A 24,472-nucleotide genomic window follows, 5' to 3' on the forward strand; every position below is an offset into this window, starting at 1 on the left:
CTAAAAAACCGCGGCATCGAACCGGGTCTGCAAGGTTATCTCAATGGAGGGATGCTAATAGCGCGTGAATGCCCTATCGACGCGGGCAAGCGATGGAGTTCACTGAATGCGTGTGCTTTTGGTCGAGGACGAGAAACCTATGGCCGCTGTCTTGCGCAACGGGCTGGTGCGCCACGGCATGGTCGTGGACAATGTGGAGAACCTGGCGGACGCCGACACCGCCCTTTATGACGACGTTTACGACGCCGTGGTTCTGGATCGCAGATTACCTGACGGGGACGGCCTTTCGCTGGTGAAATCGCTGCGTGCGAGGGGCGATATCGTGCCGGTGCTGGTATTGACTGCGAAGGGCGACCTGCTCGATCGGATTGCCGGTCTCGACAGCGGCGCGGACGACTATCTTGGCAAACCCTTCGCCTTCGACGAGCTCTTGGCCCGGCTGCGCGCAATCCTGCGCCGTCCGACGCAACTGCAGCCCGATATCGTCAGACTTGGCCGCATGTCATTCGATTTCGCTCATCTTGAGGCGCATGTGGAAGATGTTCGCCTGCGTATGCCGCGCCGGGAATTGCTCGTACTTGAAGCTCTGATGCGACGCATGGGGCGCATGGTGCTGCGCGAGACGCTGATGGAGGCCGTTTTCGGCATGAACGATGAGATCGAGTCCAACGCGCTCGATACGCATATCTCCCGCCTCCGCCGCAAGCTCACCGACGCCCACGCCGGTGTCGCCATCAGCGGCATCCGCGGTGTCGGCTATCTCCTCAGTGAGACGACATGATGCGACAGCCTTCGCTGAAATGGCTGCTCGTCAGCAGGCTGGTGACGCTGCAGGCATGCATGATCGCGGCCGCCCTGCTCATCATCACGGCAGCGCTCTGGAGCACCGGCTATCTGCTCGATGATTATGAAGGTGCCAGCCTCGACGTACTGGCCGAGGCGACGGAGCGGGACATGGCTGGCGAATTGGTCCTGCGAGAGACCCCTGACCTCGTCAATCTTCGGACGGGGGCGCCCGACCTGTGGTTCGCGATCCGCGACAAACAGGGGCACCGTCTGCAAAAGGGCAGTATTCCGCCAGCCTATCTGCCTGCTATCGCGATGCTCGACCAGCTCAGCGACGCACGGCTGAGCAACCAGCCTGAATTGGCCGGTAAACCCGACGCGGTGATCAAATGGGTCGACAGCCCCGCGGGCCGGATCCAGATCCTGACGGGCACGAAAGGGCAGATGTCGGTGCAACGACTTGCAAGAGGTATTTCAGGCGGGCTCACCTCATTGATCCTGCCCGTCATCGTGTTGATGGCGCTCGCAACATCGCTCGCCACCCCGCTGGTGGTTCGCCGGGCGCTGGCCGGTCTCCGCCGGACCGTGGCACAAGCCGCTCACATCGAGTTCGACAAGCGTGGCACCCAACTGCAGGCGAGTGACGTGCCCATCGAGATCCGCGCGCTTGTGAGGGCAGTCAACGACGCGCTCATGCGCCTCGATGCAGGCTACGAGCGGCATCAACATTTTCTGGCCCAGGCAGCCCATGAACTGCGCACTCCGATCGCCATCCTGAATGCGCGCATTTCAGCTCTGCCCGCCGGCACGGACAAGCGCGACCTGTTGGAAGACGCCGCGCGGCTGACGACGCTCGCCGGTCAGCTGCTCGATCTTCAGCGCCTCGACCAGAAGCGCAATCACTTTCAACCGGTCAATCTGACCGCTATGGCCAAGCAGGTGCTATTTGACCTCGGTCCCCTGGCGCTGGGTGCCGGCTATGAGGTGAACTTCGAGCCGGAAGGCGACGAGGTGTTGGTGATCGGCGACCAGACGTCGCTGGAGCGGGCTTTGACCAATCTTGTCCAGAACGCCATCGATCACGGCGGACGCCACGGAACGATCACGGTGAGGGTGGGCAAAAGCCATTTCATCGAAGTTTCCGACGAAGGCAACGGCATTGCCTGGGACGCGCGCGAGCAGATCTTCGAACCCTTTAACCGCCTCGGCCCCGACGGACGCGGTGCCGGATTGGGGCTCAATCTAGTTCGGGAGATCATGCAGCTCCACGGCGGCGGCATTGCAGTCGTCAATGCCGGCTCCAAAGGCGCCTGCATGAGGATGACGTTTCCTTCCGAAAAGATTGCCGATGGCGGGGTGCGAGTGGCCTAAGGGGACGCGCAAATAGAACACCGCTGCCGCGCTTCTGCGTGAGATTGCATGCTATTCGGCGCCGATCAGAACCAGACATGGCGACGAAATCTTATGGATCGGAATGTTCGCGTGAGCCGGATCTCGCGCAACTTTCTCAATACAGGCAAAAAGATCCATCGCCTTGCCGACATCGCGCTTGGCCGTTCTCGCGAGTATGCTCTTCGCTAGATCCAACCGGGCATCCCTTCGGCTATTCTCCCACTCGGCAAGTGTCGATTGACTGGTCAAACGACCGGCTAAAGCCGACGTTGCGACCAGCGCCGCCAACTCCGCGATAACAAGCATTCTTTTTCTCACACGGTCCCCTTCCAGTTTGCGTTGGCCCAGGCAAACCGATTGCAAATCCCGAACAAGGATTGTGCGCCTTGGACGAAATCGAATCGGTGATCCATACATTCACCCCCAGCGTAGCGTGTTGGAACTAACGTGTTGAAATGTTTTCGTCCGCCGGCCGTCGCCTTCCGGTTCCTCAGCGAGGACACAACTCTGACGCTCATCCTGTGAATCGTTCCGCTTTCCTTCCAAAGTCAAACTATCCCAACCACTTCTGTCGGGTTGCTTGATTGCCGAATTCTGAACGGTTGACTAGGCTGTGGCCGAGATTGTTTCGCAAATCGGAATGCCATGGATCGCATCGATGCAATGAGGGTCTTTGTCGCGGCACTCGACGAGGGCAGCCTGGCGGGCGCTGGGCGCAAACTCGGCAAGTCGCCGGCCGCCGTGAGCCGGGCCATCGCCTTCCTTGAGGAGCGGGTCGGCACGGAGCTGCTTCATCGCACCACGCGCTCGCTCAAGCTGAGCGAGGCAGGGGAGCGCTATGCCGTCGCCTGCCGGCGCGTCTTGACGGACCTCGAGGAGGCCGACATCGCCGCGGCCGGTGAGCGATCCGCGCCGCGGGGATTGTTGACCATTACCGCCCCCGTCGCGGCCGGCGAGGAGATCCTGCGGCCGATCGTCGATGCCTTCATGGATGAGCATCCGGCTGTCAATGTCCGGCTTTACTTCCTCGACCGCCCCGCCAATCTGATCGACGAGGGCATCGATCTGGCGCTGCGTATCGCGCATCTTGCGGACTCCACGCTGGTGGCTCTGCGTGTCGGCGAGGTACGCCGCGTAGTTGCCGCCTCGCCGCGCTATATCGATGCCAATCCAGTGATCCGTGAGCCGGCCGATCTTGCCCGCCACCAGATCGTCGCCATGACGCATTTCGGCATCGATAGCTGGAGTTTTCCGCCCGCCCCTGGGTCGACGGTGCCGCGTGCCGTCCAATTTACACCGCGACTGATCGTCAACAGCATTCGTGGCGCGGTTGCAAGCACTGTCGCCGGGCGGGGTGTCACGCGTATGTTTTCCTATCATATCGCCCCGCAGCTGCGAGACGGATCGCTCAAGATACTGCTTGCGAACGACGAGGCGCCGCCGCTGCCCGTGCATCTGATTGCGCCGCACGGTCGGCTTCAGGTGCCCAAGGTGCGCGCTTTCGCCGATTTCGCCATCGCGCGGCTCAAGGCTCATTTCGCACGCTTAAGCGTGGAGGCCGATCATGCCAGCATTCAACCGAATGGCGGAAGAATATCTTCCGAATAGTAGGTATTCGCTCGAATTCCGATGAGATGTAGATCTTTTGCGTCCGGTCAAGAACCGGGATCAACGCAAACATCGGAGTTCGAACATGAGCAAGGAACGCAAAGTCGCCGTCATCACCGGCGCATCGCAAGGCATCGGCGAGGCCCTGGTCAAGGCCTATCTCGACCGCAATTACCGCGTCGTCGCGACATCGCGGTCGATCAAACCGTCCAGCGATCCCGACGTTCTCACCATCGCCGGCGACATTGGCAATCCTGAGACCGGCCAGCGCGTCATCGCCGAGGCGCTTCGCCAGTTCGGCCGCGTCGATACGCTGGTGAACAATGCTGGCATCTTCCTCGCAGCACCTTTCACCGAGTATTCTCCTGAACAATATGCCCAGGTCGTCTCGACCAACCTCAACGGCTTTTTCTATATCACTCAGGCAGCCGTCGCAGCGATGGAGACGCAGGGCAGCGGCCATATCGTCAGCATCACCACGACGCTGGTCGAGCATGCGCTGTCCTCGGTTCCTTCCGTTCTCGCTTCGCTGTCGAAGGGTGGCATTGCTGCCGCGACCAAGAGCCTAGCTATCGAATATGCCCGTCGCGGCATCCGCGTGAATGCAGTCGCGCCGGGCGTGATCAAGACCCCGATGCACAAGCCCGAAACCCATGAGTTTCTCGGCGCGCTGCACCCGGTCGGCCGGATCGGCGAAATCACCGATATTGTCAATGGCGTCCTCTATCTCGAAGCCACGCCCTTCGTGACCGGCGAGATCCTGCATGTCGATGGCGGCCAGAGCGCCGGCCACTGATCGAAAGTCCCAAAGGAGACACGTCAATGCCATTCGTTACTGTTAAACTAACCCGAGAAGGCACGGAGCCCGGCGTCGATCGCACGACGGCCGCGCAGAAGGCCGAGATTTACAAGGGCATCAGCCAGGTTCTGTTCGATGTGCTCGGCAAGCCGCCGGAATGGACCTGGGTGGTTGTCGAGGAAGTGGAGATGGAAGACTGGGGCTGGGGTGGCATGCCCGTTGCCGAGTATCGCAACAAGCTGGCCGCACAAGGTTCGGCTTCAAAGAAGCTCCACGAAGATGGCACTAGCAACTGAACTTGCCGGTGCATCCTGAGAAGCGGAGCCTCCTTTGAGGCTCCTAGCAAACGCAGCATGGGGCATGTCGTCGCCGGCAGTATCAATCGGGCGCAAGCCGAACGAGAACGACGGCAGAAAAGCGATTGGTCACTACCGCATCGAAAAGCAACAGCGACTTTGGACCGGACACATCAGGAGGTTGAAATGAAAGTTCTCATGGTTTTGACGTCGCACGATCAGCTTGGCAGTACCGGTCGCAAGACCGGCTTCTGGCTGGAAGAACTGGCGGCACCGTACTATGCATTCAAGGACGCCGGCGCAGAAATTACCCTCGCATCGCCCAGGGGCGGCCAGCCGCCACTGGACCCGAAGAGCGACGAGTCTTCTTTCCAGACCGACTTGACCCGGCGCTTCAATGCCGACGAAGCCGCCAAGGCGCAACTCGCCGACACGGTGCGCCTCAGCAGCGTGAAGCAGGAGGACTTCGATACGGTATTCTATCCGGGCGGCCATGGGCCGATGTGGGATCTCGCTGAGGATCCGGACTCGATCAGCCTGATCGAATCCTTCGTCGCCGCCGGCAAGACCATCGCTCTTGTATGCCATGCGCCTGGCGTTCTGCATCGTGTGAAGAACTCCGACGGCACGCCCTTCGTAACCGGACGGAGCGTGACTGGCTTCACCAACGGCGAAGAGGAAGCTGTCGGCCTGACCGAGATCGTGCCGTTCCTGGTGGAGGACGAGCTGCTGAGCCTCGGGGCCATCTTCTCGAAGGTCAAGGATTGGGGTGTCCACACCGTCGTCGATGGCCGATTGATCACGGGGCAGAATCCGGCGTCTTCCGGCCCAGCTGCCGAACTTCTGATCGAGGCGTTGCGCAAGCAAGGCAAGTAGCGCCTGCGCACGGAACAAGCGAGGAGCTTGCCCGCGCCGAAATCGTTCGCAACTGCGAGTTCCAACCATCACAGCAGCATCAGAAAACAGGCCGGGGCGGCATCGACAGCCCCGGCTTCCCATTTGAAAGTCACGGCTACACAGCTGGAGGCCTTGGTTATCCCGGTTCATTCTTGACACGACAGTCAAACCTGGTGATCGTACCAAAGAAGGGCCACGGACGCTGCCGCTGAGGGCCAAAGAATGATCGACCTCCATTGCTCGAACACTTCGAACAGGCGGAAGATCACGGCCTCTCCAGAGAAGATGCGGCAGCATTATCGCGTCGCTCTGGTTACCGAGAATGGCAAGAAGGGCCTCTTCGCTCAGACGATAAAGACCGTTGGGGAGCAGTGACCATGGGCATGGTGCTCTATGAACTCGCCGGAAGCGATGACGATCTGCTTTTCAGCCCGCATTGCTGGAAGGTGCGCATGGCGCTTGCGCACAAGGGGCTTACAGCGGAAAGCCGGCCTTGGCGCTTCACGGAGAAAGACGCCATCGCCTTTTCCGGACAAGGCTTTGTGCCGGTGCTGGTCAATGGCACCGAGACAGTGAGCGATTCCTGGCACATCGCACAGTATCTGGAAGCGCGATATCCGAACACGCCCACCCTGTTCGGAGGCGACGCTGCCGCGCAACTCGCCGGCTTCATCAATGCCTGGGCCGATAAAACCTTGCTGCCCCTGATCGCCCGCATCATCCTGCGCGACATTCACGACTGTCTGGCGCCGGTCGATCAAGCCTATTTCCGCACATCGCGCGAAAAGCGTTTCGGCGAGAGCCTCGAAGCCGTCGTCACCGATCGGCCGGCTCATCTCTCGGCATTGCGGAGCGCCTTGTCGCCGCTGCGGCATGTCCTGAGGGAACGCGCCTACCTATGCGGTTCGGAGCCCGCTTATGCCGATTACTGCGTGTTCGGCATGTTCATGTGGGCACGCTGCTCGAGCCCGGCCGAGTTGCTCGCAGCCGACGATCCGGTCTTCCATTGGCGTGATCGCCTTCTCGACGCATTCGGCGGGCTCGCCCGCTCCGCCCCACATGTTCCCGCCGAAGAGGCACGGTCATGACAAGCGTCACAGGGATCGAAGACTTCCTCCGGCGGGCCACCGACAAGATCCGCTACGTGGCCTAAAACGAAACCGTTCCTGTTATGCAGGTACTCACGTTTCCGCCGATCCATATCGCATCGCTGTCCTGTACCACGCGGACGCGCCCTTCACGTCCAAGGACGGTCCCTTGGGCCGCAATGTATGCGGTTCCGGCGATGCCGCTGCCAATCAGCCAGCGCGCTATTCCCGCATTGAGACTGCCGGTTACGGGATCTTCGAAACCGGCCGCCGTGAATGCCCGAACCTCAAAATCCGCCTCCCGGCCATCCTCGTCCGGATGCCATGGGGCACAGACCCCAACTCGAATGCCGGAGATTGCCCGGAAGTCGGGCTTCAAAGCGAGAACATCCCTGCGGCTTTTGAGGAGCAAGGCCAGCCATCCCGGGCCGTTATCCACCCATTGCGCCGCAACGACATCTTCGGGCGAAAGATGGAGGCCACTCAAGATTTGCTTGAACAAGGCCGGTTCGAGGTCGCCTTGCCGCACGAGCGGTGGAGCTGCAAACGCCAGGCCATCCTCAAACTTTCGCACGCGAATGAGACCGGCCGCACATTCCTGAACGATATCTCCCTTCGCGCCCTCTCCCCGAGCGACGAGCCATGCGTGGCAACTGCCAAGCGTGGGATGTCCCGCAAACGGCAGTTCAGTCTGGGGAGTGAATATCCGAACGCGATAATCGGCTTCCGGATGCTGTGGGCGCAAGAGAAAGGTCGTTTCGCTCAGGTTGGTCCAATTTGCAAAGGCGGCCATCTGCGCATCCGGCAAATCATCTGCGTCCATGACGACGGCCAGAGGGTTACCCCGCAGGGGATGAGAAGAGAATACATCGACCTGCTGAAAGCTCAGCGTTCGTGTCTGTTTTCCTTGCATGGAATCCTACCTCGCTTGTATCTTTGACAGCGTACTTTGCCAAAGATGGCTGTGCAGCGTCGGCAAGTTTCCTATCCCGCCTGGCTGCCGCTTCGGAGGCAAAATTCCAAACTTAAGTTAAGCTTTCGTGACGGGTCGTTGCCGCAGGTTCCTTGTCGCCATCTGGTCGCGCCGCAGGCAATCAAGAAAGGTTCTCGGCAGTCTCCCACCTTTCCTGCGCGCGTCAGGCAGATCGACTGACAACACACAGTCATTATGAGGGTAGCGCCCAAAAGATCATGAAGTCCGGGCTCAGCAGCGATTCCCCCAGGTTTTGTCCAGATATTATGGCCAGATATCCGAGGGTTAGTGAAAGTACAATTACTAGCAGCCACTTAGACTGGAACGCCGCATTTTTTAGCTCACTGCTTGCGGCGAGGCTACCAACCAACAAACAGAGCAGGCCAGCTGCAGTCGTAGAACTGAGAAAGAAGGCAGAGCCCCACATCCCGACTTCGAGTAGATAGAACTCAAACAAAAATGAGATAGCGATAGACAGCAATACAGAAAAACCGAAGATAGCGGTATAAGTCAACCGTCTGCCACCTTTCGACTTTTGCAATTCCTGCCCGAAAATCGACCTGTAGGCACCCGTCATCGGCTATGGTTCCCCTCAAGAGATACACTGAAACGCTGTTGACGTGAAAGATAGATGGAACACATTCATGGTCTATAAGCCCTCTGCCTTACGCATGAGCTGCAATGCAGTGACAAGGCTCCATTCTCGTACAGCGACGAATAGATAGGGGCTATCACCTGCTGATATTTTAAGATGAATATGAAAACCGGGCCGCCAAGCAACGAGACCATGATAACGACAGCTGCAATAGACCTGAGAAAACGGGTTTTCAGCCTGTTAGACATGTTGCCTCGCTTGATACGGCGATCTTGCGGGAAGATGGCGCATACGTGAAAGCGAGGCTGACCAATATCCCGACAATGGGGCAGAAACCTTTTGAAAGTTGTCGCCGGCAATGTATCGTTGCTACTGATGACTGGGATCTTTCGCTGGAGCCGCGCCCGCGCGATCGGTCCAGGACGGCGGCGCTCCGAACTCGCCGGCCACCACACCGACAAGACCCTTCGTGCCGCCAAAAGCCTCACACGCGGCATATTTTGGCTTCCCGCCCAGTGTGGCTTTGATCTGATCCGAAGACGGCAATGAGAGCTTGAAGCCGCCGGGCTGCTTTCCGTCTTTGAGCATTTCTGCAAACTGATTGCCGAAACTGGATGCGAGGCTGTATGCGTCCCCCACATCCGACACTCGCGCGCCGGTCGTGAAAGAATTGGCTCCTCGCGCCCAAATTATTGCAGCGCGTTGAACGCCATACGCATCGACCGCCTCGCCTTCGACCGCCAATCCTCCGAACCCGATAGGAAGACGCGGTATTCCAAACCCTATGACGGCACTGGATCCAAGGGAGGCCGCCTTCGATATTCCGGCGACCTTCTTGTTCGTCGGAACCATATCGCTGATGACCGCTTTGACGGTCAGATCCGCCGGCTGGCCGAGTGGGACGATCTGATACTTGTTGCTCAGCGCGATACACAGGGCACGATTGATGGCATTGGAGACAAGTGCCCGATCCTGCGGATCCTTGATTTGAGCGCCGGCATTAAACCCATAGCTTGTCGGAAAAATCTTGACGGTGCGAACGTTGGCCAGTCCGTTCTTGTCAACGAAAGTTCGAGATTTGCTTGTGTTTCCCTTTGCTGGACCGAGATTTTTATAGGTTGACAGCGTGCCGGCGTCCTTAAGGGGAATACTGCTGCACCCCACCATCACCATCGCTATAGGCAGGACAAAAAGGGGAGCTACCTTGAAGGACATCACCGCCCCCCTTTTGCGCCAGTGATGGTACACGGGTCCAGGCATCGTCAAATTCGGTTCCATTCGTTTCCCTGCAGCTATCGAAATGATGGAGACGATTTAACCGGGGATCATTGTGATAGTCTGACGTGAAGCCTCGGCGGCGGCGTTATGTGATAGGCTGGGCCGCGCTGCAGAGGTCCTTCCGCAGGTGTTTACGATGGCGACGGGGCTTCGATGATTGGTTGCCATCTGTCTCACCACCCAGGCCGCCCCTTGCGGCTTGGCACGACAAATAAGCATCAATTTTCTCTCATCAGAAAGCCGACACCTCTGATATTGCGGATCGTCACAGCCGATCCGGCATCAAGCAGCCTTTTTCTTAGTCTGGAGACATGAGCGTCCAGTGTGTTCGACTGTATCTCCTCCTCATAATTGTAGACCGCCGATTCGAGGACTGTGCGTGTCGTCGTCTTTCCCTGGCGCTTCGCCAATGTGAGAAGCACGAGGAGTTCTCGTCTCGGCAGTTCGAGCGCCACCCCTGCAACGGTGGCGCTGAAATGCAGTGCATCTATGGTTAGATCGCCGACCGTGATTTGCGGAGCCGCTATGTGCGGCGGGCGACGAATGACTGCGCGTAAGCGAGCCATAAGCTCGTCTACCAGAAATGGCTTTCCAAGATAGTCGTCGGCGCCAGCGTTGAGCCCGTCGATCCGCTCCTGCGGGTTGTTTTTAGCCGAAAGAACGATAACAGGTGTATCAGAGCCCCTAGCTCTCAGTCGCGGAATGATCGTCAAACCCTCGCCATCAGGCAGATGACGGTCCAAGAGAATAGCATCATAGACGTGTTGACACGTGAGCTCGAACGCATCCTCCAGAAACTTGGTATGATCTATGACAATGCCCTGTTTCGCGAGTACCGCCGCAAGGGCAGCAGCCATCTGCTCCTCATCCTCAACAAGCAAAATCCTCATTATGATCAGTTCCTGCCGATGGGGTGAACTGGTGCATTTCTCGCACGCTCCTAACGACGACAGCTACAGGATCTGCTGTCCTGTAAGCGCATTCCATTAGCTGCATCACATGAGATCATCGGATGATGATCGCATGTATATGGCAGGAAAGGAAATTCCCGATTGAAGGCATGCTGGCTTGTTGCTCGAACTACGTGCCATATTGGCCTATGGAAAGTGTATTGGCGGCAGCCCGCATATACGATCTTTGGCAACAGAGCATCTACCGTCCATTATCAAGAGATCGACATGTTAGACTCGACAGTTGTATCGCTTCCAATGGGCGTTCATGCGTATGTTCCGAAGTTTCAAAGGATCTAAGTCACTGTTCGTGTCTCGAAACTGCAACATTGGGCATATCTGTTGCGAAGCCAGAGAGCTTTTCACTATACGCATATGGAGGCGCTGCATGCACCAAACACAATTATGTCGACGGAACCAACGCTGTACTTAGTCGACTTCGATCGCATGAATCGATCAAATGAATACAAGATCAAACCTATTGCTCGTAATTCGATTATGAGGATGGCAAATCTAAGGCGCTAGACTGCCCGGCAGCCACACGGCTCACCTTGCCATAAGATGGACCGCATCAGCAAACCAGCCAATTGATTTCCATGGGGAATTTTCCGCTTTTCAGCCCTGTTCCAAACGCTAACGGCCGAGCTCGCCACGGCGCCTCGAGCGAAGGCCGTGACGGCATCTTGCTCTTTGGTAAGCATTGCCGGATCTGAGGTCACTCGCTACGCCGGAGGCTCATTCGACGGGATCGTCAGGGTCATAACGCAGAATGTCGCCCGGCTGGCATTCAAGAAAGCAGCAAATTCGTTCGAGCGTATCGAACCTCACTCCCTTGACCTTACCCTGCTTCGTCACCGGTTCGCATGCCGCGCCGAGCACATCGCCGGCTGACATCCCCGCGACCCCCATCATTGTCGAGGACATGTTTGCTCGCGCGGGCTGCCGCTTGGGTGGATAGGTGTCGTTTGGAGTGGGAGCAAAGGTGGGCAGGCACGCCCTCACCCATCATTCGCCGACCACATGACAACGCCGTCAATCATCAGGCGGCGCGGCCCAATGCGACATCTATTCTCGACGCCTAGTGGTTGGAGGTCGCTTCCCTTACCGCCAACTCGGCCATAGCGAGAGCAGCCTCACGGGTCTTGGCAGCCGCAATGAAACGGCCATTGTGGCAAAAGCTCGCGCCCTTTACGCCGCAAGCCGCCTCCAGGTCGCCATCGGTCAAACCAGCCCAGGCCGCAGGCAGATCGGCGCGCAGCTCAAATCCCTCGTCCGCGCGACGAATGCCGGTCAGGCACCAATCCTTTTCGCGCGGATGCACGACAAATAGCAGATGATCGGCGCCAGCCTTTACGATGGCGGGACGGAACGGCATTCCCATTCGCAGTTCCAGAATTCGTCCTTCACCCGCATCCCTGATCGCCTGATGCACAAGCGACTCGGCGCGCAGCTTTGCGGCACTTTGAGCAATCTTTGCCTCGACGAAGCTGCGGGCAATGGCGAGTGCGCTGTGGAAGCAGCGATCGTCGGCCTCCGGGTCGGTTTCGTCGAAAACAGGCTTTAGGGTTTCCAGCAATGCCGGCAGAGTGAGCCCGGCCAGCGGCCCCGCGATTGCGGGGCTGATTGCACCATTGTCCATCAGATCGACCGGCAGCACAAAGCTCGCATCGAAGGAGGCATGAACCGCCTCGATATGCGCTTCGGGAAGGCCGCTGGCGACGAGATAATCACGGCCATAGTGCTTCCAAATCAGGCCGAATGAGCTGAACGGCTGACCATCGTCCCGCAACGGCGCGCCGCGCTGATGGTGATCGAAGATCCGTTCTGCGGCATCATATTTTCCACCCACATCGTAGACGATGCGGTCCGCGCCGGGCATGATCCATTCCGGAGCCCTGCTGCGGACGAGGCGAGCCTGCGGGAACAGCCGGGTGAGGATGACGCTGGAAAGTATTTCATCAGCATGAAAGCCACCGGAGTGGGTGATAAGGAAATTTGGAATCATGCCGCGATAAACCTTAATGCTAGCGAAGAGCCCTTTCGGGGTTGGCACCAGATAGCCGCTGCACGATGTCAGCTCAACCCACCAAATTTGCATTTGGCCGCATTAGTCGCTGAGAACAGCCCTCACCACGCACAGGAGTTTCCCTCCGATGTGTCGGCTAGAGTGGCAAGGGATCGAAAAACAGATAGATCTCGGCGATCCTGCCTTGCCGAGCAACAATCACATCCGTGCCCGCATATGCCGGCGATGCGCCCGGGGCGCCTGAGACCCATTGGACGCGGCCCGCCCGATCATGCAGAACTTCGGGTGCCTTTAGGGCCGTGTACCGGAAGCTCGGATGAGTGGCGCGGATCACCCCGGCTATCCGTACGATCTCGTCGCGGCCGCGATAGACGCCGTTCGGTTCATAAAACACTGCGTCCTCCGTGAAAATTTCGTTCACTACCGCACGACGACGGGCATCATCGCCCTCGCCGAACACCTCGTGAAGATTGCGGGTAAGCAAGGTAGCAACGTCATAGGACATAGTTGTTCTCCAATGTGAGGATGAAGCTGGATAGCGATCAGATCTTGGCCTCGCCGCCGTCGACGAAACGTTCGATGCGATTGACGACGATCGAAGCGCCATTATTGGCGGAGGCCTTTGCTGCGGCCGGTCCGATACCGCTCGTGCCGCCTGGCGCAATCGCAGCCTTGTTTTCGAACCTCTTCATCATGGTCATTCTCCTTAATCGCGGTCTAATCGCCTGCTGATGAAGAGCATGCCAGGAGAACGATGATGCAAATAGTCAGTATATATGATATCCATCGTTCCAAATGAGGAACGATGGTGCGAACTGACCTGAACGATTTCGCGTATTTTGCCGAAGTGGTAGCGCATGGCGGCTTTGCGGCGGCAGGTCGCGCGCTGCGCGAGCCAAAATCAAAGCTTAGCCGCCGCGTTGCCGGTCTGGAGGCGCGTCTCGGCGTCCGCTTGATCGAGCGGTCAAGTCGGCGTTTCAGGGTAACCGACGTCGGCCAGAGCTTCTACAAGCACTGTAAGACCATGCTGGCGGAGGCCGAGCGTGCCGAAGCTTTGATAGCGGAAGCACAGTCGGAACCGCACGGTGTTGTACGCATGAGCTGCCCGACGGGGCTTATTGAAGCCATCTCGCCCCTCCTGACGCAGTTTCTCGACCGCTATCCGAAAGTTCGTCTTCAGCTCGTCGTCGCCGACCGACCGGTCGACCTCATCGAAGAGCGGATTGACGTTGCGCTGCGTGTCCGGACTTCGCTCGATAGCGACGCCTCGCTGACGATGCGGTCGCTCGGGGAGTCCGTTCGCATCCTTGTCACCAGTCCGCAGCTTGCAAGCAAGATGGCCGATATCGACGATCTCAAACATTTTCCAACTCTGGCGACCACGGAGGAGCAAGGGGAGATCGACTGGCACCTGACGACAAACGACGGTCGTACGCACATTCTTCGGCATGCGCCGCGAATGGGTTGTGCCGATTTCTCTGCGGTTCGTTCGGCCGCGATCGCAGGATTGGGCGTCGCCTTCCTCCCCGATCATACCTGTCGGCAGGCACTCGACGCTGGTTCGCTCGTTCGCGTCCTGCCGGCCTGGAGTGGGATGCGGGGATTGGTGCATCTGGTATTCACCACCAGACGAGGCCTCCCACCTGCTGTGCGAAAATTCATCGATAGCCTTGCCGCCGGATTTCCGCGTGATGCCCTGACGCGTTGACGGCGTGCCGGAATGCACGGCGATAGCCCTGTGGTTTCGTTGCACCTACAAGCAGCAAACAGCTTCACCGCCAAACCGCCGTCCATCAGCGATTGTTTTCGCTTCATGTAATCTTGTCGCAATTTTCAGCGCCATAGTGCGGCAAACCGGCTTTAGTCGGTGGAGAAGAATTTGATCATCCGAGATATTGGCGCAGTCTTCATTCCCGCCCCGAGATTATCGCCGCCCGAGCATGATATGCACGCCCGCTCGATACTGCACCGCAGGGCGACATGGTCTTCGGCCATCTCTGGACCGTCCCCATGGTCCGCGAGACGAAACTCGTTCTCGATGGCAAGGATTTTGCACCCCGCATGATGCCTATTTCAGCTTCGAGGATCTCGATAGCAACCTCTTGATGATAGCCAAAGTCGATTGACCTGAATTGATCGAGAGACAGTCCGAGGACGAGCGGAGGCGTTAGGCTGTCAGCGCCTCCGACAGATTGAGCTGGATTCGGACGGACGGACCGATGCGCCGATCAGGGTCTTCCGCCAAAGGGGGCTTCGACCCGCATTGCGGGTTCAGATGTGCAGGGCATGGCCAAGTGCTTTCAATGCGGCCTCCTGCAGGCCTTCGCTGCGGGTCGGATGGGCGTGGATGGTGCCGGCGATATCTTCCAGCCGCGCGCCCATTTCGAGCGCCAGCGAAAAGGCACTGGAGAGCTCCGAGACGCCGGCGCCGACAGCCTGCAGACCGAGCACCAGGCTCGTGTCCACGCGCGCCACGGCGCGGACGAAACCGTCTTCCGACTGGGTGGTCATCGCACGGCCATTGGCAGCGAAGGGGAAGAGGCCGACACGGATTTCGTAACCCTGGGCGCGGGCCTCGTCGGGCGAAAGGCCCGCGGTGACGATCTCCGGATCTGTGAAGCAGACGGCGGGGATCGCACGCTTGTCCCAGGCGCGCTTGCGGCCGGCAACGATCTCCGCAACCATCTCGCCCTGTGCCATGGCACGATGAGCGAGCATCGGCTCGCCGGTGACGTCGCCGATCGCATAGACGCCGCGCATCGACGTGCGGCAGCGCTCGTCGATGCGGATGAAGCGTCCGGTGCGATCGAGATCGAGTTCTTCAAGACCCCATCCTTCGGTACGCGGCTTGCGCCCGACGGTGACGAGCACCTTGTCTGCGGCGATCCGCTCTCCCTCGCCGGCGGCGGTCTCGATTACCAACGCCTCCCCGGAATAGCCCTTTGCCTTTGCGCCGGTCAAAACGCGCACGCCCAGTTCATTCAGGCGCTTTGCGACCGGCTTGACGAGCTCGGCATCATATTGCGGCAGGATCTGCGACATTGCCTCGACCACAGTGACATGCGCGCCCATTTTGGCGAAGGCGGTGCCGAGCTCCAGGCCGATATAGCCGCCGCCGACAACCGCAAGCGCGGCCGGAACGCTCGTCAGCGCCAGCGCTTCGGTGGAAGAGAGGACCGCGCCGCCAAAGGGCAGCGACGGCAGCTCGACCGGTTCGGAGCCTGTCGCGATCACAACCGTATCGGCGCGGATGATCTGGGTTCCGGTCTCGGTTTCAACCTCGACGGTTTTGCCGTCGCGGAACTTCGCCTGCCCGTGCACGATCTTGACCTTGGCCTTGCGCAGGAGGCCAAGCACGCCGCTATTCAACCGGCCGACGATGCCATCCTTCCATCGTATAGTCTGGGCGAGATCGAGCCTCGGCGCCTCGACCGTAATGCCGAGCGCATTGGCACTGGTCATTTGGCTGACTTTCTCGAACTCCTCGGCCGCATGGATCAGCGCCTTGGACGGGATGCAGCCGATGTTCAGGCAGGTGCCCCCGGCCTTCGTCGATTCGACGATGACCGTGTCGACGCCGAGCTGGCCGGCGCGAATGGCACAGATGTAGCCGCCGGGGCCGGCGCCGATGACGAGGAGCTTGCAGACGATTTCTTTCATGTCATCAACCTTCGATGAAGATTAGTGCGGGGGTTTCGAGCAGAGCCTTGATCCGCTGCACGAAAACCGCTGCGTCCCAGCCATCGACGATCCGATGGTCGAAGCTCGACGACAGGTTCATGATCTTGCGCGGGACGAACTGCGTGCCGTCCCAGACGGGCCGGGTCATGATCTTGTTGACGCCGACGATCGCCACTTCCGGATGATTGATGATCGGCGTCGTGACGATGCCGCCGAGCGCGCCGAGCGAGGTGATGGTGATCGTGGAGCCGGAAAGCTCCTCACGCGCGGCAGTGCCGTTGCGAGCGGCATCGGCGAGGCGCGTGAGTTCGGCGGCGACGTCCCAGATCGACCGGGCCTCTGCGTGCCGGACGACGGGCACCGTCAGGCCGGACGGCGTCTGCGTGGCGATGCCGATATGGACGGCACTGTAGCGGGTGACGACACCGGCATCGTCGTCGAATGTGGCGTTGACGCCGTGCTGCTCGCCAATCGTCTTGACGAGCGCGCGCATCAGGAACGGCAGGATGGTCAGCTTCGGCTGATCAGACTTGCGGCCGGCATTCATCGTCGCGCGCAGGTCCTCGAGGTCGGTAACATCAACCTCTTCGACATAGGTGATGTGCGGAATGCGCGAGCTTGCCAAACGCATCTTCTCGGCTATGCGGCGGCGCAAGCCGGTCACCTTGATCTCTTCGATGGCAGTCTTGCGAGCAAGCCCGGTTGGAGCAACAGCGGCGGACTGGGCGCCGCGCGCAATGAACTGGTCAAGGTCGTCATGGGTGATGCGACGGGCCGGGCCGGTACCGGTCACCTGGCGCAGATCGACGCCGGCCTCCTGGGCACGCAAGCGGACGGCAGGGGAAGCGAGCGGTCGCTCCGTCGGTTCGCGAGCGACAGCATGCTCGGCGAATTTTTCCGGCTCGGTGATTAAGGCTTCGACCAACGGTCTGGTCGAAGGCGACGGTGCCGACTTCGCCTCTGCGGGCTTGTCTTTGACTTCTTCCACCTTCACCGGCGGCTCAATCGTGGTGGCTCGAGCCTCTTCGGCTCCGCCCTCGCCGGCAACCTCGATGCGCAGCAAGGGTGCTTTGACGGCGACTGTGTCGCCGACCTCGGCGCCGAGCCAGAGGACGACACCATCGACCGGAGAGGGAATTTCCACCGTCGCCTTATCGGTCATGACAGCGGCGAGCACCATGTCCTCACGTACCGGGTCGCCCGGCTTGACATGCCATTCGACCAGTTCGGCCTCGGCCACGCCTTCGCCCACATCGGGCATCTTGATGACAAACTCGCCCATCCTCAGCCCTCCATCACTTCTTTCAACGCCCGGCCGACACGGGCGGGGCCAGGGAAATAGTCCCATTCCTGTGCATGCGGATAGGGCGTGTCCCAGCCGGTCACGCGCACGATCGGCGCCTCGAGACTATAGAAGCAATGCTCCTGAACCAGCGAAGCGATTTCGCCGCCGAAGCCGGAGGTGAGCGTCGCTTCGTGCACGACGACACAACGGCCTGTCTTCTTCACCGACTGGACGATGGTATCGAGGTCGAGCGGCAGGAGGCTGCGCAGGTCGATCACCTCGGCATCGATCCCCGTCTCTTCCGCCGCGGCGAGCGCCACATGCACCATCGTGCCATAGGCGATGACGGTAACCGCACTGCCGGCCCGGCGGACTTCCGCCTTGCCGATCGGGATCGTGTAGTGCCCCTCCGGAACCTCGCCGAGCTCATGTTTCGACCAGGGCGTAACGGGCCGCTCGTGATGGCCGTCGAAGGGGCCGTTATAGAGCCGCTTGGGTTCGAGGAACATCACCGGATCCGTATCCTCGATCGCCGCGATCAGCAGGCCCTTGGCATCGTAGGGGTTGGAAGGCACGATCACCTTCAGGCCGCAGACATGGGTGAACAGCGCCTCGGGGCTCTGGCTGTGCGTCTGCCCGCCGAAGATGCCGCCGCCCGTCGGCATGCGCACGACGATCGGGCAGGTGAAGTCGCCGTTGGAGCGATAGCGGATGCGTGCCGCCTCCTGGGTGATCTGGTCATAGGCGGGATACATATAGTCGGCGAACTGGATTTCGACGCATGGCTTTAAGCCATAAGCCGCCATGCCGATCGCGGTGCCAAGGATGCCGGATTCATTGATCGGCGCATCAAAGCAGCGGGTCTTGCCATACTTGGCTTGCAGCCCCTGCGTGGCACGGAAAACGCCGCCGAAATAGCCGACGTCTTCGCCGAAGACGACGACATTGTCGTCACGCCCCATCGAGACGTCCATGGCGCTGCGCACGGCCTCGATCATTGTCATTCTTGCCATGTCAGTATCCTGCCTTCTGCCGCTGGCGGCGGATATGGGCGGGCATTTCCGCATAGACGCCCTCGAAGATGTCCCGCACCGACGGCTTTCCGCCGGCATGGAGCGTGCCGTGGCTTTCGGCTTGCTTCTGTGCCTCGATGACCTCATCGAGGACCTCGGCCTCCGCCTGGGCGTGGCGTTCTTCAGACCAGACACCGCGCACGATCAGATGCTTCTTCAGCCGCAACACCGGATCACCAAGCGGCCAGGCCTCGGATTCGGTCTTCGGACGGTAGGCACTCGGGTCATCGGATGTGGAGTGGGCGCCGACGCGATAGGTAACATATTCGATCAGCGTCGGGCCGAGGTTGCGCCGTGCGCGCTCGGCAGCCCATTTGGCAACGGCATAAACAGCCAAATAGTCGTTGCCATCGACACGCAGCGCCGGGATGCCGAAGCCGAGACCTCGAGCGGCGAAGGTGCCGGAGCCGCCGCGGGCGATGCCCTGGAAGGTCGAAATGGCCCACTGGTTGTTGACGATGTTGAGGATGACAGGCGCTTTGTAGGTGGAGGCAAAGACCAAAGCGGAGTGGAAGTCGGATTCGGCGGTCGAGCCGTCGCCGATCCAGGCGGCCGCGATCTTGGTGTCGTTCTTGATGGCCGACGCCATGGCCCAGCCGACGGCCTGCACATATTGGGTGGCAAGGTTGCCGGAGATGGTGAAGAAGCCATGTTCCTTTGACGAATACATGATCGGCAGTTGCCGGCCACGCAGCGGATCCGCCTCGTTCGAATAGATCTGGTTCATCATCTCGACCATGGGATAGTCGTCGGCGATCAGCAGCCCCGCCTGCCGGTAGGTCGGGAAGTTCATGTCTCCCTTGTTCAGCGCCTTGCGGAAAGCGGAACTGACCGCCTCCTCACCAAGGTGCTGCATATAGAAGGAGGTCTTTCCCTGCCGCTGCGCCATCAGCATGCGGGCGTCGAAGGCCCTGAGCTTCATCATGTTGCGCAGCCCCGTCAGCAGCTCCTCATCGGAGAGCAGCCCGGCCCAGGGGCCGACCGCCTCGCCGTCGCGGTTGAGCACGCGGATGATGGAATAGGCGAGATCGCGAATCTCTTCCGGTGCCACGTCAATCGCCGGCCGCGGCACGGACCCGGCTTTTGCGATCTTGACGTTGGAGAAATCCGGCTGGCCGCCGGGCCGGACCGCCGGCTCGGGGACGTGCAGGCTCAGATTTGGAACCTCATTCATATCCTGTGATACCTCCCTTGTCGGCCGCCCTGCCCGTTGCTCCCCACGGCAAGCACGGCCGCAGATATTCTACAAATTGCGTGCGATAACGATGCGCTGGACGTCGCTCGTTCCCTCGTAGATCTGGCAGATGCGGACATCGCGGTAGATGCGCTCAACCGGATAGTCCGCCATGTATCCGTAGCCGCCATGAATCTGGATCGCATCGGAGCAGACCCTTTCGGCCATTTCCGAGGCGAACAGTTTGGCCATGGACGCTTCGGTGAGACAGGGTTGTCCTTCCTCCTTCAACTGGGCGGCATGCAGCACCATCTGGCGGGCCACCTCGATCTGCGTCGCCATGTCGGCGAGCCGGAAGGCAACCGCCTGATGGTCGATGATCGGCGAGCCGAAGGCCGTGCGCTCGCGGGCATAATCGCGCGCCGCCTCGAAAGCCGCGCGGGCCATGCCGACGGACTGCGATGCGATGCCGATGCGCCCGCCCTCCAGATTCGACAGGGCAATCCTGTAGCCGTCGCCTTCCTCACCAAGCCGATGATCTGCAGGGATGCGCATGTTGGTAAAGGCGATCTGACATGTGTCCGACGAGTGCAGGCCAAGCTTGTGTTCGACGCGCACGACCTCGTAGCCGGGCGTGTCGGTCGGCACGATGAAGGCGGAAATGCCCTTCTTGCCCGCATTCGGGTCGGTGACGGCGAAGACGATGATGATATTGCCGTTCTTGCCCGAAGTAATGAACTGCTTGGCGCCGTCGATGACATAGTGATCTCCGTCGCGGCGGGCGCGGGTCTTCAGGTTCGAGGCGTCGGAGCCGGCCTGCGGCTCGGTGAGGGCAAAGCCGCCGATCCATTCACCACTGGCAAGTTTCGGAAGGAAACGCTGCTTCTGCTCCTCAGTGCCGTATTTCAGGATCGGCACGCAGCCGACGGAGCTGTGGACGCTCATGATGGTGGAGCAAGGGCCATCACCGGCGGCGATCTCCTCGAGCGCCACGGCATAGGCGATCACGCCCGTTTCCGAGCCGCCATAGGCTTCGGGGACAAGCATGCCGAGGAAGCCGAGCTCACCCATTTCCTTCAGCTCTTCGCGAGGAAACCGGCTTTTCTCATCGCGCGCGGCCGCGCCCGGCGCCAGCCTTTCGCGCGCGAAATCGCGCGCCATATCGCGGATCTGGATCTGGTCTTCAGTCAGGATCATGTCGCGGTCTCCTCCTCGAAACCGTTCAATTCAGTTCGACGGCCATCGCGGTCGCCTCACCGCCACCGATGCAGAGGGTCGCCATGCCGCGTTTCATGCCGTAACGCCTGAGTGCGGAAAGCAGCGTAACAAGCACGCGGGCGCCGGATGCACCGATCGGATGGCCGAGCGCACAGGCGCCGCCATGAATATTGACCTTGTCATACGGCAAGTCGAGATCGCGCATCGCAGCCATGGCGACGACGGCAAAGGCCTCATTGATCTCGAACAGGTCGACATCCCCAAGGTTCCAGCCAGTGCGTTCGCCAAGCTTACGCAGCGCACCGATCGGTGCCGTCGCGAAGAGATTGGGCGCCTGCGAATGCGTGGCGTGGCCGACGATGGTGGCAAGCGGAGCGATGCCCTCGCGCTCGGCCTGAGAGCGCCGCATCAGCACCAGCGCGGCAGCACCATCTGATATGGAAGATGCGTTCGCAGCGGTCACCGTGCCGTTTTCGCGAAAGGCCGGCTTCAGCGTCGGAATCTTCTCGAGCTTCGCCTTGCCGGGCTGCTCGTCACGGCTGACGACCAGCTCGGACCGCCCCGCCTTTACGGTGACGGGCACGATCTCGGCGTCGAAGGCGCCCTCTTCAATCGCATTGCGGGCGCGGGTCAAAGATGTGACGGCGTAGTCGTCCTGCGCAGGGCGAGTGAACTGGTAGGCCTCGGCGCAGTCCTCCGCGAAGGTGCCCATGAGGCGTCCCTTGTCATACGCATCCTCCAGCCCGTCCAGGAACATATGGTCGATGACACGGCCGTGTCCGAGCCGGTAGCCGCTGCGGGCCCGGTCGAGGAGGTAAGGTGCATTCGTCATGCTCTCCATGCCGCCGGCGACGGCGATCGAAGCGCTGCCGGCGCCGATAAGATCATGTGCCAACATGACGGCCTTCATCCCCGAACCGCACATCTTGTTGACGGTGGTCGCCCCCGTGGCAAACGGCAGACCCGCCGCGATCGCGGCTTGCCTGGCCGGCGCCTGGCCTTGTCCGGCCGGAAGAACGCAACCGAAAACCGTCTCATCCACGGCGTCAGGGCTGATGCCGCTGCGCTCAAGCGCGGCGCGGATGGCAGCCGCGCCGAGTTCCGCTGCGGTCGAATCTCTGAAATCCCCCTGAAAACCGCCAATTGGCGTACGGGCCGAGCCAACGATGACGATCGGATCCTGTAGCGTCATATCAAAACCTCCCGTAATGAGCCTGTCTCAGTGCGGCGCCATGCGCAACGCACCATCGAGGCGGATGACCTCGCCATTCAGCATGACGTTTTCACAGATGTGGCGCACCAATCCGGCGAATTCCACCGGCCTCCCAAGACGCGTCGGAAAGGGCACGCTCTTGCCAAGCGATTCCCGTACCTCTTGCGGCATGCCGGCCATCATCGGCGTCTCGAAGATGCCTGGCGCGACCGTGACGACCCGAATGCCGCTGCGAGCCAATTCCCGGGCGATCGGCAGCGTCATGGCCGCAACGCCACCCTTGGAGGCCGCATAGGCCGCCTGACCAACCTGCCCATCGAAAGCGGCGATCGATGCTGTGTTGACGATGAGGCCACGCTCGCCCTCCGCATCAGGCTCATTCTTGGCGATTGCCGCTGCGGCGAGCCGGATCATGTTGAAAGTGCCGATGAGATTGATGCCGATCGTGCGAGCAAAGCTGTCAAGCCGGTGCGGGCCATTGCGACCGATCACCTTTTCGCCCGGAGCGACGCCGGCGCAATTCACCAACCCATGCAGATGGCCGAAGCGCTCCTGCGCCGTGTCGATCGCGGCCTGCGCGTCCCCCTCCTCAGTGACATCGGTCTTGATAAAGGCTGCGCCGGCTCCAAGTTCAGCGACAATGCCGGCGCCTGTGTCCGTATTGAGGTCGGCGATCACCACATTCGCGCCCTCGCCCGCTAGCATCCGCGCGACCGCTGCACCAAGGCCCGAACCGCCACCGGTGATGACGAAACTCTTCCCACGGATCAACATGGTCGCTCTCCTCCAGCGCCTTCGATTTCAATAGGGCGACCTCAAAGCACCGAACGCTCGCCCGCCGTATTGCATCCTCCCGGCAGGGCGCGATTTGCTTGGCGCCTTGCCCTACTCTATCTCCGTGCGATATTGCATACGATGACAGAAGCGTCTCAAACTATCGGCCAGTTTTACCATATTTCACAGGGCATGACGATGACGGAAGCCGCACGGCGGATGATATCACCCTTCTTCGTGAAAGAGGCGCTCGATTGCGTTCGACGACAGGGAAAATCGCCCGAGCGAGTGCTGACTTCGCTCGGCCTGTCTACCCGGATGGACGCGCCGATTTCGGCAGAAAGCTATGGTGCACTGTGGCTCGCGATTGCGGCCGAGATGGACGACGAATTCTTCGGCATGGGCAGCAGGCCGATGCGGCGCGGCAGCTTCACGCTGCTCTGCCACTGCGTGTTGCATGCCAAGACCCTCGACCAGGCTCTGCGGCGCGCGCTGCGATTTTTGAACGTCGTGCTGGAAGACCCGCAAGGGCATCTCGAAATTGCCGATGGGCTGGCGCAGATCGTGCTGACGGATTCGGCAAGCGCGCGCTCCGCCTTTGCCTACCGGACCTACTGGATCCTGCTGCACGGCATTACCTGCTGGCTCATCGGGCGCCGCATCCCCCTCCGGATGGTCGATTTCCGCTGCGCCGAGCCCGATCACGGAGCAGACTATCGACTTTTCTTCGGCGCACCCGTGCGCTTCTCGCAGCCGGTCAGCAGGCTCGCTTTCGATGCCTCCGTCCTGAAACTACCGGTGACACGCAACGAACAGGCTCTGAAACAGTTTCTGCGCAATGCTCCCGCCAACATCCTCGTGCGCTACCGCTATGACGCCGGCCTTGCCGCGAGCGTTCGCGAGCGGCTGCGGCAACTGCCGCCTGCGTCGTGGAAAGCATTCGATGATTTGGCTGCGCAGATGCGCATGTCACCCTCGACGCTGCGGCATCGCCTGCAGGCCGAGGGCCAGAATTACGCAGCCATCAGAGACGAAATCCGCCGCGATCTTGCAATCGAGATGCTGCAGACGACCGAGTTCGGAGTCGGAGAGATCGCGACACGCCTTGGCTTTTCCGAACCCAGCGCCTTTCATCGTGCATTTCGGAAATGGACAGCAAGAAGCCCGGCCGCATTTCGAAGAGAGACGACTGCGCGAGGCCCATGATCTCTGCGGGACTGCCGATGCGGATCGGCCATGCGCAACTCGTTATGAGGTCGGCATGGCCGAATTTTCGTTACCGCCGCGCTCTCAGGCCCAACAATTCTTCAGACGGGGCATTGATGGCCCGAAACAGCACCGCACCGGCGACTGCGACGCCATTGCG

At 60.4% G+C, this 24,472-nt stretch carries 26 protein-coding genes; 10 read left to right on the forward strand and 16 right to left on the reverse strand.

Features of this window, described 5'->3' with window-relative positions; all coding sequences use genetic code 11:
* The first annotated feature begins 106 nt into the window (after nt 1-106).
* Nucleotides 107-781: a response regulator transcription factor gene (locus GA0061102_RS21695; RefSeq protein ID WP_092853078.1), complete on the forward strand. Its 675-nt coding sequence runs from the start codon at nt 107-109 to the stop codon at nt 779-781.
* Complete coding sequence (locus tag GA0061102_RS21700; protein WP_092853187.1) at nt 781-2,157, forward strand: sensor histidine kinase; 1,377 nt, start codon at nt 781-783, stop codon at nt 2,155-2,157. The genes GA0061102_RS21695 and GA0061102_RS21700 overlap by 1 nt, the downstream gene beginning before the upstream one ends.
* Before the next feature lie 51 nt (nt 2,158-2,208).
* Here the strand turns inward: GA0061102_RS21700 and GA0061102_RS21705 are convergent, their stop codons facing one another.
* Complete coding sequence (locus GA0061102_RS21705; RefSeq protein ID WP_092853080.1) at nt 2,209-2,484, reverse strand: hypothetical protein; 276 nt, start codon at nt 2,482-2,484, stop codon at nt 2,209-2,211.
* 339 nt (nt 2,485-2,823) lie between these two features.
* Between GA0061102_RS21705 and GA0061102_RS21710 the strand changes: the two genes are divergently transcribed.
* The 6 genes from GA0061102_RS21710 to GA0061102_RS21730 all read left to right on the forward strand — a co-directional run bounded on the left by GA0061102_RS21710 (nt 2,824) and on the right by GA0061102_RS21730 (nt 6,866).
* Nucleotides 2,824-3,786 carry a LysR family transcriptional regulator gene (locus tag GA0061102_RS21710; RefSeq protein ID WP_092853082.1) on the forward strand — a complete coding sequence of 321 codons (963 nt, stop codon included), beginning with the start codon at nt 2,824-2,826 and terminating at the stop codon, nt 3,784-3,786.
* Nucleotides 3,787-3,871: 85 nt separating this feature from the next.
* A complete protein-coding gene (locus tag GA0061102_RS21715; RefSeq protein ID WP_092853084.1) occupies nt 3,872-4,582 on the forward strand; it encodes an SDR family NAD(P)-dependent oxidoreductase in 711 nt (236 codons plus the stop codon).
* A gap of 26 nt (nt 4,583-4,608) precedes the next feature.
* Nucleotides 4,609-4,881 (forward strand): tautomerase family protein, encoded by a 273-nt coding sequence (locus GA0061102_RS21720; protein WP_092853086.1) that lies wholly within the window; start codon nt 4,609-4,611, stop codon nt 4,879-4,881.
* Nucleotides 4,882-5,067: 186 nt separating this feature from the next.
* Complete coding sequence (locus GA0061102_RS21725; protein ID WP_092853088.1) at nt 5,068-5,757, forward strand: type 1 glutamine amidotransferase domain-containing protein; 690 nt, start codon at nt 5,068-5,070, stop codon at nt 5,755-5,757.
* A 243-nt stretch (nt 5,758-6,000) separates the two neighbouring features.
* Nucleotides 6,001-6,153, forward strand: a complete 153-nt coding sequence (locus tag GA0061102_RS32975; protein ID WP_159432195.1) for a hypothetical protein — start codon at nt 6,001-6,003, stop codon at nt 6,151-6,153.
* Between the two features lie 2 nt (nt 6,154-6,155).
* Nucleotides 6,156-6,866: a glutathione S-transferase family protein gene (locus tag GA0061102_RS21730; RefSeq protein ID WP_092853090.1), complete on the forward strand. Its 711-nt coding sequence runs from the start codon at nt 6,156-6,158 to the stop codon at nt 6,864-6,866.
* Nucleotides 6,867-6,927: 61 nt separating this feature from the next.
* Here the strand turns inward: GA0061102_RS21730 and GA0061102_RS21735 are convergent, their stop codons facing one another.
* From GA0061102_RS21735 to GA0061102_RS32980, 8 genes are all read right to left on the reverse strand, one after another.
* A complete protein-coding gene (locus GA0061102_RS21735) occupies nt 6,928-7,779 on the reverse strand; it encodes a PhzF family phenazine biosynthesis protein (RefSeq protein WP_092853092.1) in 852 nt (283 codons plus the stop codon).
* A 253-nt stretch (nt 7,780-8,032) separates the two neighbouring features.
* On the reverse strand, nt 8,033-8,416 hold the full coding sequence (locus GA0061102_RS21740; protein WP_092853094.1) for a hypothetical protein: 384 nt from the start codon (nt 8,414-8,416) through the stop codon (nt 8,033-8,035).
* Between the two features lie 387 nt (nt 8,417-8,803).
* Nucleotides 8,804-9,649, reverse strand: coding sequence for a DUF3313 domain-containing protein (locus tag GA0061102_RS21745; RefSeq protein ID WP_245298105.1), 846 nt, complete (start codon nt 9,647-9,649; stop codon nt 8,804-8,806).
* A 281-nt stretch (nt 9,650-9,930) separates the two neighbouring features.
* Nucleotides 9,931-10,602 (reverse strand): response regulator transcription factor, encoded by a 672-nt coding sequence (locus GA0061102_RS21750; RefSeq protein ID WP_092853096.1) that lies wholly within the window; start codon nt 10,600-10,602, stop codon nt 9,931-9,933.
* Nucleotides 10,603-11,397: 795 nt separating this feature from the next.
* Nucleotides 11,398-11,556, reverse strand: a complete 159-nt coding sequence (locus GA0061102_RS21755; RefSeq protein WP_425348557.1) for a helix-turn-helix domain-containing protein — start codon at nt 11,554-11,556, stop codon at nt 11,398-11,400.
* A gap of 184 nt (nt 11,557-11,740) precedes the next feature.
* Nucleotides 11,741-12,667 carry an MYG1 family protein gene (locus tag GA0061102_RS21760; RefSeq protein WP_092853099.1) on the reverse strand — a complete coding sequence of 309 codons (927 nt, stop codon included), beginning with the start codon at nt 12,665-12,667 and terminating at the stop codon, nt 11,741-11,743.
* Nucleotides 12,668-12,824: 157 nt separating this feature from the next.
* The gene (locus GA0061102_RS21765; protein ID WP_092853101.1) at nt 12,825-13,193 is read right to left on the reverse strand and encodes a nuclear transport factor 2 family protein; all 369 of its coding nucleotides are present in this window, start codon (nt 13,191-13,193) and stop codon (nt 12,825-12,827) included.
* A 37-nt stretch (nt 13,194-13,230) separates the two neighbouring features.
* Nucleotides 13,231-13,383 carry a hypothetical protein gene (locus GA0061102_RS32980; protein WP_159432196.1) on the reverse strand — a complete coding sequence of 51 codons (153 nt, stop codon included), beginning with the start codon at nt 13,381-13,383 and terminating at the stop codon, nt 13,231-13,233.
* A 110-nt stretch (nt 13,384-13,493) separates the two neighbouring features.
* On the opposite strand from GA0061102_RS32980, the gene GA0061102_RS21770 reads away from it, so the two are divergent.
* Nucleotides 13,494-14,396, forward strand: coding sequence for a LysR substrate-binding domain-containing protein (locus tag GA0061102_RS21770; protein ID WP_092853103.1), 903 nt, complete (start codon nt 13,494-13,496; stop codon nt 14,394-14,396).
* A gap of 563 nt (nt 14,397-14,959) precedes the next feature.
* Here GA0061102_RS21770 and lpdA read toward each other — a convergent pair.
* The 7 genes from lpdA to GA0061102_RS21805 all read right to left on the reverse strand — a co-directional run bounded on the left by lpdA (nt 14,960) and on the right by GA0061102_RS21805 (nt 23,106).
* Entirely contained in the window at nt 14,960-16,348 is a 1,389-nt protein-coding gene (gene lpdA, locus GA0061102_RS21775; protein ID WP_092853105.1) for a dihydrolipoyl dehydrogenase, read from the reverse strand.
* A 4-nt stretch (nt 16,349-16,352) separates the two neighbouring features.
* Complete coding sequence (locus tag GA0061102_RS21780) at nt 16,353-17,651, reverse strand: dihydrolipoamide acetyltransferase family protein (RefSeq protein WP_092853107.1); 1,299 nt, start codon at nt 17,649-17,651, stop codon at nt 16,353-16,355.
* A gap of 2 nt (nt 17,652-17,653) precedes the next feature.
* Nucleotides 17,654-18,667: an alpha-ketoacid dehydrogenase subunit beta gene (locus GA0061102_RS21785; protein ID WP_092853109.1), complete on the reverse strand. Its 1,014-nt coding sequence runs from the start codon at nt 18,665-18,667 to the stop codon at nt 17,654-17,656.
* A 1-nt stretch (nt 18,668) separates the two neighbouring features.
* Nucleotides 18,669-19,901: a 3-methyl-2-oxobutanoate dehydrogenase (2-methylpropanoyl-transferring) subunit alpha gene (locus tag GA0061102_RS21790; protein ID WP_092853110.1), complete on the reverse strand. Its 1,233-nt coding sequence runs from the start codon at nt 19,899-19,901 to the stop codon at nt 18,669-18,671.
* A gap of 69 nt (nt 19,902-19,970) precedes the next feature.
* Nucleotides 19,971-21,098 carry an acyl-CoA dehydrogenase family protein gene (locus GA0061102_RS21795; protein WP_092853112.1) on the reverse strand — a complete coding sequence of 376 codons (1,128 nt, stop codon included), beginning with the start codon at nt 21,096-21,098 and terminating at the stop codon, nt 19,971-19,973.
* 25 nt (nt 21,099-21,123) lie between these two features.
* Nucleotides 21,124-22,311 carry an acetyl-CoA C-acyltransferase gene (locus tag GA0061102_RS21800; protein ID WP_092853114.1) on the reverse strand — a complete coding sequence of 396 codons (1,188 nt, stop codon included), beginning with the start codon at nt 22,309-22,311 and terminating at the stop codon, nt 21,124-21,126.
* A gap of 27 nt (nt 22,312-22,338) precedes the next feature.
* On the reverse strand, nt 22,339-23,106 hold the full coding sequence (locus GA0061102_RS21805) for a 3-hydroxyacyl-CoA dehydrogenase (RefSeq protein ID WP_092853116.1): 768 nt from the start codon (nt 23,104-23,106) through the stop codon (nt 22,339-22,341).
* Between the two features lie 141 nt (nt 23,107-23,247).
* On the opposite strand from GA0061102_RS21805, the gene GA0061102_RS21810 reads away from it, so the two are divergent.
* Entirely contained in the window at nt 23,248-24,312 is a 1,065-nt protein-coding gene (locus GA0061102_RS21810; RefSeq protein WP_425348556.1) for an AraC family transcriptional regulator, read from the forward strand.
* Nucleotides 24,313-24,472 lie beyond the last annotated feature (160 nt).

Origin of the sequence: Martinezella miluonensis (genome assembly GCF_900094545.1) — a bacterium.
Taxonomy (GTDB): domain Bacteria; phylum Pseudomonadota; class Alphaproteobacteria; order Rhizobiales; family Rhizobiaceae; genus Rhizobium; species Rhizobium miluonense.

What these genes read in the sequence shown, in the direction of transcription:
- GA0061102_RS21750 (WP_092853096.1), bottom strand. Translation starts at nt 10,602, where the DNA reads ATGAGGATTTTGCTTGTTGAGGATGAGGAGCAGATGGCTGCTGCCCTT.
- GA0061102_RS21695 (WP_092853078.1), top strand. Translation starts at nt 107, where the DNA reads ATGCGTGTGCTTTTGGTCGAGGACGAGAAACCTATGGCCGCTGTCTTG.
- GA0061102_RS21805 (WP_092853116.1), bottom strand. Translation starts at nt 23,106, where the DNA reads ATGTTGATCCGTGGGAAGAGTTTCGTCATCACCGGTGGCGGTTCGGGC.
- GA0061102_RS21810 (WP_425348556.1), top strand. Translation starts at nt 23,248, where the DNA reads ATGACAGAAGCGTCTCAAACTATCGGCCAGTTTTACCATATTTCACAG.
- GA0061102_RS21780 (WP_092853107.1), bottom strand. Translation starts at nt 17,651, where the DNA reads ATGGGCGAGTTTGTCATCAAGATGCCCGATGTGGGCGAAGGCGTGGCC.
- GA0061102_RS21770 (WP_092853103.1), top strand. Translation starts at nt 13,494, where the DNA reads ATGGTGCGAACTGACCTGAACGATTTCGCGTATTTTGCCGAAGTGGTA.
- GA0061102_RS21715 (WP_092853084.1), top strand. Translation starts at nt 3,872, where the DNA reads ATGAGCAAGGAACGCAAAGTCGCCGTCATCACCGGCGCATCGCAAGGC.
- GA0061102_RS21720 (WP_092853086.1), top strand. Translation starts at nt 4,609, where the DNA reads ATGCCATTCGTTACTGTTAAACTAACCCGAGAAGGCACGGAGCCCGGC.
- GA0061102_RS21785 (WP_092853109.1), bottom strand. Translation starts at nt 18,667, where the DNA reads ATGGCAAGAATGACAATGATCGAGGCCGTGCGCAGCGCCATGGACGTC.
- GA0061102_RS32980 (WP_159432196.1), bottom strand. Translation starts at nt 13,383, where the DNA reads ATGATGAAGAGGTTCGAAAACAAGGCTGCGATTGCGCCAGGCGGCACG.
- GA0061102_RS21765 (WP_092853101.1), bottom strand. Translation starts at nt 13,193, where the DNA reads ATGTCCTATGACGTTGCTACCTTGCTTACCCGCAATCTTCACGAGGTG.
- GA0061102_RS21730 (WP_092853090.1), top strand. Translation starts at nt 6,156, where the DNA reads ATGGGCATGGTGCTCTATGAACTCGCCGGAAGCGATGACGATCTGCTT.
- GA0061102_RS21760 (WP_092853099.1), bottom strand. Translation starts at nt 12,667, where the DNA reads ATGATTCCAAATTTCCTTATCACCCACTCCGGTGGCTTTCATGCTGAT.
- GA0061102_RS21790 (WP_092853110.1), bottom strand. Translation starts at nt 19,901, where the DNA reads ATGAATGAGGTTCCAAATCTGAGCCTGCACGTCCCCGAGCCGGCGGTC.
- GA0061102_RS32975 (WP_159432195.1), top strand. Translation starts at nt 6,001, where the DNA reads ATGATCGACCTCCATTGCTCGAACACTTCGAACAGGCGGAAGATCACG.
- GA0061102_RS21755 (WP_425348557.1), bottom strand. Translation starts at nt 11,556, where the DNA reads ATGTCAGCCGGCGATGTGCTCGGCGCGGCATGCGAACCGGTGACGAAG.
- GA0061102_RS21700 (WP_092853187.1), top strand. Translation starts at nt 781, where the DNA reads ATGCGACAGCCTTCGCTGAAATGGCTGCTCGTCAGCAGGCTGGTGACG.
- GA0061102_RS21745 (WP_245298105.1), bottom strand. Translation starts at nt 9,649, where the DNA reads ATGTCCTTCAAGGTAGCTCCCCTTTTTGTCCTGCCTATAGCGATGGTG.
- GA0061102_RS21735 (WP_092853092.1), bottom strand. Translation starts at nt 7,779, where the DNA reads ATGCAAGGAAAACAGACACGAACGCTGAGCTTTCAGCAGGTCGATGTA.
- GA0061102_RS21800 (WP_092853114.1), bottom strand. Translation starts at nt 22,311, where the DNA reads ATGACGCTACAGGATCCGATCGTCATCGTTGGCTCGGCCCGTACGCCA.
- lpdA (WP_092853105.1), bottom strand. Translation starts at nt 16,348, where the DNA reads ATGAAAGAAATCGTCTGCAAGCTCCTCGTCATCGGCGCCGGCCCCGGC.
- GA0061102_RS21725 (WP_092853088.1), top strand. Translation starts at nt 5,068, where the DNA reads ATGAAAGTTCTCATGGTTTTGACGTCGCACGATCAGCTTGGCAGTACC.
- GA0061102_RS21740 (WP_092853094.1), bottom strand. Translation starts at nt 8,416, where the DNA reads ATGACGGGTGCCTACAGGTCGATTTTCGGGCAGGAATTGCAAAAGTCG.
- GA0061102_RS21795 (WP_092853112.1), bottom strand. Translation starts at nt 21,098, where the DNA reads ATGATCCTGACTGAAGACCAGATCCAGATCCGCGATATGGCGCGCGAT.
- GA0061102_RS21705 (WP_092853080.1), bottom strand. Translation starts at nt 2,484, where the DNA reads ATGCTTGTTATCGCGGAGTTGGCGGCGCTGGTCGCAACGTCGGCTTTA.
- GA0061102_RS21710 (WP_092853082.1), top strand. Translation starts at nt 2,824, where the DNA reads ATGGATCGCATCGATGCAATGAGGGTCTTTGTCGCGGCACTCGACGAG.